The 4,941-nt window shown below is 69.5% G+C and carries 7 protein-coding genes and 1 other RNA gene; 3 read left to right on the top strand and 5 right to left on the bottom strand.

Annotated elements, in window-relative coordinates; translation table 11 throughout:
* Positions 1-1,798 (top strand): phosphoribosylformylglycinamidine synthase subunit PurL (gene purL / locus VGE49_RS06145; RefSeq protein ID WP_331033677.1); only part of this gene is annotated, 1,798 nt, incomplete at its 5' end.
* Complete coding sequence (locus tag VGE49_RS06140; protein ID WP_331033676.1) at positions 1,798-2,154, top strand: indole-3-glycerol-phosphate synthase; 357 nt, start codon at positions 1,798-1,800, stop codon at positions 2,152-2,154. The genes purL and VGE49_RS06140, both read left to right, overlap by 1 nt.
* Positions 2,155-2,215: 61 nt before the next feature.
* Here the strand turns inward: VGE49_RS06140 and VGE49_RS06135 are convergent, their stop codons facing one another.
* From VGE49_RS06135 to VGE49_RS06115, 5 genes are all read right to left on the bottom strand, one after another.
* Positions 2,216-3,037 carry a TIGR00282 family metallophosphoesterase gene (locus VGE49_RS06135; protein ID WP_331033675.1) on the bottom strand — a complete coding sequence of 274 codons (822 nt, stop codon included), beginning with the start codon at positions 3,035-3,037 and terminating at the stop codon, positions 2,216-2,218.
* Entirely contained in the window at positions 3,034-3,579 is a 546-nt protein-coding gene (locus tag VGE49_RS06130) for a 5-formyltetrahydrofolate cyclo-ligase (RefSeq protein ID WP_331033674.1), read from the bottom strand. The genes VGE49_RS06135 and VGE49_RS06130 overlap by 4 nt, the downstream gene beginning before the upstream one ends.
* A 96-nt stretch (positions 3,580-3,675) precedes the next feature.
* Positions 3,676-3,836, bottom strand: a non-coding RNA gene (gene ssrS / locus VGE49_RS06125) — 6S RNA.
* 200 nt (positions 3,837-4,036) lie between these two features.
* Complete coding sequence (locus VGE49_RS06120; RefSeq protein WP_331033673.1) at positions 4,037-4,375, bottom strand: cell division protein ZapA; 339 nt, start codon at positions 4,373-4,375, stop codon at positions 4,037-4,039.
* On the bottom strand, positions 4,375-4,632 hold the full coding sequence (locus VGE49_RS06115; protein WP_331033672.1) for a hypothetical protein: 258 nt from the start codon (positions 4,630-4,632) through the stop codon (positions 4,375-4,377). Before VGE49_RS06115 ends, VGE49_RS06120 begins: the two co-directional genes overlap by 1 nt.
* 143 nt (positions 4,633-4,775) lie before the next feature.
* Here VGE49_RS06115 and VGE49_RS06110 point away from each other — a divergent pair.
* The coding region (locus VGE49_RS06110) for a hypothetical protein (RefSeq protein ID WP_331033678.1) at positions 4,776-4,941 on the top strand (166 nt) is incomplete at its 3' end.

The following is a 4,941-nucleotide window of genomic DNA, read 5'->3' as shown; positions in this document are numbered from 1 at the left end:
CGAGAAGTCCAAGCGCCTGGTCAAGGGCGTGGTCGCCGGCATCGGCGGCTACGGCAACTGCGTCGGCGTGCCGACGGTCGCGGGCGAGACCAACTTCCACAAGGGCTACAACGGCAACATCCTGGTCAACGCCATGTGCGTGGGCATCGCCCGCGCCGACGAGATCTACTACTCGGCCGCGCCAGAAGCCGGTCATGACGTGGTCTATTTCGGTTCCAAGACGGGCCGCGACGGCATCCACGGCGCCACCATGTCCTCGACCGAGTTCACCGAGGATTCGGAAGAGAAGCGCCCCACCGTCCAGGTCGGCGATCCCTTCGCCGAGAAGCTGCTGATCGAGGCCACGCTGGAGTTGATGGCCTCGGGCGCCGTCGCCGCCATTCAGGACATGGGCGCGGCGGGTCTGACCTCTTCGTCGGTCGAGATGGCCGGCAAGGGCGGCGTCGGCGTCGAGCTGGACCTCGACAAGGTGCCCCAGCGCGAAGAGGGCATGACCGCCTATGAGATGATGCTGTCGGAAAGCCAGGAGCGGATGCTGGCGGTCCTCAAGCCCGGCTTCGAGGACGTCGGCTATCGCATCTTCCAGAAGTGGGGCCTGGACTTCGCCATCATCGGCAAGACCACCGACACCGGCCATCTGGTGCTGAAGCATCACGGCGAGGTGGTCTGCGACGTGCCGCTGGCCCCGCTGTTCGACGACGCGCCGCTGTATGACCGTCCCTGGGTCCAGCCCGAGCTGCAGCCGCGCCTCGACCCGGCGGAAGTCCCGGCCCCGGAAAGCTGGAACGACGCGGTGATCAAGGTCGTCGCCTGCCCCGACATGGCGTCCAAACGCTGGATCTGGGAACAGTACGACCGCCACGTCATGGCCGACACCCTGCAGGACTCCTCGACCGGCGCCGACGCCGGCGTGGTCCGCGTCCACGGCACGGACAAGGGCCTGGCCGTCACCAGCGACTGCACCCCGCGTTATGTCCAGGCCGACCCCTATGAGGGCGGCAAGCAGGCCGTGGCCGAGGCCTGGCGCAACCTGACCGCCGTGGGCTCGCGCCCCATCGCCATCACCGACAACCTGAACTTCGGCAACCCGCAGCGCCCCGAGATCATGGGCCAGATCGTCCGCGCCACCGACGGCATGGCCGAGGCCTGCCGCGAGCTGGACTTCCCCGTCGTGAGCGGCAACGTCAGCCTCTATAACGAGACCAACGGCGTCGCCATTCCGCCGACCCCGACGGTCGGCGCGGTGGGTCTGCTGACCAACTACGACGTGACCACTGGTTTCGGCGGCATGGCCGAGGGCGACGTCCTGGTCCTGATCGGCCAGACCCATGGCGAACTGGGCTCGTCCATCTACCTGCGCGAGGTTCTGGGTCGCGAAGACGGCGCCCCGCCGCCGGTCGACCTGAAGCTGGAACGCAAGACCGGCGACTTCGTGCGCGGCCTGATCGAAGCGGGCGAGCTGACGGTCGTTCACGACCTGTCGGACGGCGGCCTGGTCGGCGCGGCGGCGGACATCGCCCTGGCCTCGGACGTCGGCATCGAGCTGAACGCCTCCAGCGCCGCCCACGCCCACGCCTTCCTGTTCGGCGAGGATCAGGCCCGCTATCTGGTCGCGGTCTCGGACGCCGAGGCCCTGATCGCCAAGGCTCAGGAAGCCGGTCTGCACGCCTCGGTCGTCGGCGTGGCCAAGGGCGCGGACTTCGCCTCCTCGGGTCCGAAGGGCGAGCTCTACCGCATCCCCGTCGCCCACCTGCGCGAAATCCACGAAGGCTGGATGCCGAACTGGATCGAGGGCTGATGCGAGCCGGCGTTCTCGCCTTCGTCGTTTGCAGCGCGGCCCTGCTGGCCGCCTGCGACTTCGAGGGCGGCGACCCGGTCCAGCACGCCCTGCGCGACGCCGCCGCCGCGAGGCAAGCAGCGGCGCTGAAGACCACCGAGGAAGAACAGGCGGGCACCGCCCGACGCGCCGCGACCGCTCCGGCCTCTGCCGAGGGCGACGAACTCTCGCGCCTGATCGCCGCGCGCCGCCAGGCCGTCGAGGACACCCGCGCCCTGCTGGCCGCCACCACTGACCCGGCCCTGAAAGCCCAACTGACCGGCGACCTCAAGGCCGAAGAAGGCCGCCTGCGGGCGCTTGAGGCGCGTTCAAACTAACCGCGGCCGGTTCCTCCCCGCGGAGGCGGGGATGAGCGGTGACTTAAGCCTAGTCGCGCCGTCAGATCTGCGGAATCGCCTGGCTCAACCGCCCGCCCACCCGGATCGGCTCGACGCGCTTGGCCAGCCCCGTGCGGTCGTCGGTCTCGACGAAGACGCCGCAGATGGTGGCCGGGCCGCTGGCGGGGACGTAGCGCCCGCCGGAGAGCCGTGTGGTGAAGCGGCGCAGCGGCTCTTCCTTGTCGTTGCCGATGACCGAGTCATAGTCGCAGCAGCCGCCGGCGTCGGTCTGATAGGCCGTGCCGTGGGGCAGGATCTGCGCGTCGGCGGTCGGGACGTGGGTGTGGGTGCCGACCACCAGGCTGGCGCGGCCGTCGCAGAAGTGGCCCATGCCCATCTTCTCGCTGGTCGCCTCGGCGTGCACGTCGACGATGACGGCGTCGGCGACGACGCCGAGCGGCGCGGCCTCCAGCTCGCGCTCCACGGCGCTGAAGGGGTCGTCCATCGGGTCCATGTGGACGCGGCCCAGGACGTTGATCACCAGCACCCGGCGGCCGTCGGCGGTGATGAAGACGTCGGCGCCCCGCCCCGGCGCGTCCATCAGGCGCGGATAGTTTGCCGGACGGATCAGGCGCGGCTCGCGCACGATATAGGTCAGGGCCTCGCGCTGGTCCCAGCTGTGGTTGCCCAGGGTCAGGACGTCGGCCCCGGCGGCGAAGATCTCGCGCGCCGTGTTCTCGGTGATGCCGAAGCCGCCCGCGGCGTTCTCGGCGTTGACCACCACGAAGTCGAGCTTGAGGTCCCGCCTCAGTCCCGGAAGATGATCCGTCAAACCATCGCGGCCGGACTTGCCGACCACGTCACCGAAAAATGCCAATCTCATACGGCGGCTCTATAGCCGGTCTCGGTCAAAACGCCATGCAGGCGCATATCGTGCGGCTCCAGCTTCAGACGCTCGACCTGCTGCCCGGCGTAGGCGAAGCCGACCCGCACGGCGTCCGGCAGGAACGCGAAGGTCCGGTCGTAATAGCCCCCGCCCTGCCCGAGCCGCCCGCCGTGGGCGTCGAAGGCCAGCAGCGGCGTCAGGATCAGGTCCGGCGTGACCGTCTCGGCCAGCGGCAGGGGCGCGGGGCATCCGGCGGTGTCCAGCTCCAGCGGCTCGCCCGGCGCCCAGGCGCGGAAGATCATGGCGGCGTCGCGCTCGATCACTACCGGCAGGCACAGGCGACGTCCCGCCCGATGCAGAGCGACGGCCAGGGCGTCCGTGTCCAGCTCCGACCCCATGGCGCGATAGAGGGCGACGGTTTCGCCGGGCGGCAGGGCCCCGGCGTGACCCGCCGCGCGCTCGGCCGCCTCGTTGTCGACCTCGGCCAGCCGCTTGCGCAGGGCGCGCATCGCCGCGCGGAGTTCGTGTTTGGTGGTCATCACACTGGGCCTTCCGCCAACGGGCGCGCGGGCGCACAACCGCGCTCAAGCAGCGAGCCGCCGCGCGACGAGTGATAGCGCAAAAAGAGTGAGGGTGGCGGCGCCGCGTGAACCGTGAAGACGGTTTAAATCCTCTCGACCTGGGTAGCCAGGTGGGCTCCGTATGCCCAAGCCCTCGAGCCCGGACAGGGACAGATCCCTATGAGTGAATTAAGGTCAGAAGGATATGTTGTCTTCGACGTGAGCCGCAGCAGGACCCGCCGTCGGACAAGATAGGCGGTCCAGGGCGTTTCAACAATGGTGGATGAAGCCTTCTCTTTCCTCCCTACTCATGGGGAGGGGGACCGCGTAGCGGTGGAGGTGGCGACACAGACGTCCGCCGTGGAGTCGCCCCCTCCGTCTCGTCGGCTGCGCCGCCGATCCACCTCCCCACGAGCGGGGAGGAAAGAGCGCAGCCTCAGATCGTCTGGCAAATCTTCTCGATCCGCGCAGCCACGGCGTTGAGGGCCTCGGCCACGCCGTCGCTGGCGGGGGGCGGCGGGGCCTTGATCGGGCCGTCCTGAGCGGCCGGGCCCTGCCCGTTCTCCAGCCGCTGACGCGCCTCTTGCAATTCGTCGGCCAGCATCAGCGAGGCCATCAGGAACAGGCGCAGGTCGCCGACATGGCCGACGTCGCCGGCGATCTGGCGCACATGGGTGTCGAACTGGCGGGCCAGGATGCGGACGCGCTCCTCCTGGCCATCGGCGCAACCGACCGCATAGGGACGGCCGTTGACCTCTACCGTGACGGTCGCCATCAGCGCGCCTCCTGCTCGGCCAGAACCTCGCGCACGGCCTCGGCCGCGCGGCCCAGGGCCTCGGCCGCGTCACGGCCCGCGGCCTCCAGCTCGGCGATACGCACCAGGTCGGCGGCGTTCGACGGGCGCGGCGCGAACAGGTCGTCGTCGGTGATGGCGGGGGCGGTGGCCGGACGCGCCTTCAGCTCCAGCACCTTGCGTTCCAGCAGGGACAGGGCCTTGTCGATGCGTGTCTTTGCGGCCGTAACGGCGTCCATTGGGGTCCTTTCGTCCAGATTCCGTATAGAACCCGTGCGCGCGTCGGGGTAAAGCGGCGCGCCCCCGCTTTATCCTGTTCCTGAGGAAAGGTCTCGCCGTGACCGACGCCCAAGCTGCATTCGCCAAGCCTTCGCCCAAGCAAATGGCCGACGCCATCCGCGTCCTCGCCATGGACGGCGTTGAAAAGGCCAAGAGCGGCCACCCCGGCATGCCCATGGGCATGGCCGACGTCGCCACCGTCCTCTACTCGAAATTCCTGAAGTTCGACGCCAGCCGCCCCGACTGGGCCGACCGCGACCGCTTCATCC

It is taken from the genome of Brevundimonas sp. (assembly GCF_036405315.1).
Lineage (GTDB): Bacteria > Pseudomonadota > Alphaproteobacteria > Caulobacterales > Caulobacteraceae > Brevundimonas.
This window is presented reverse-complemented; position numbering and strand designations above follow the sequence as displayed.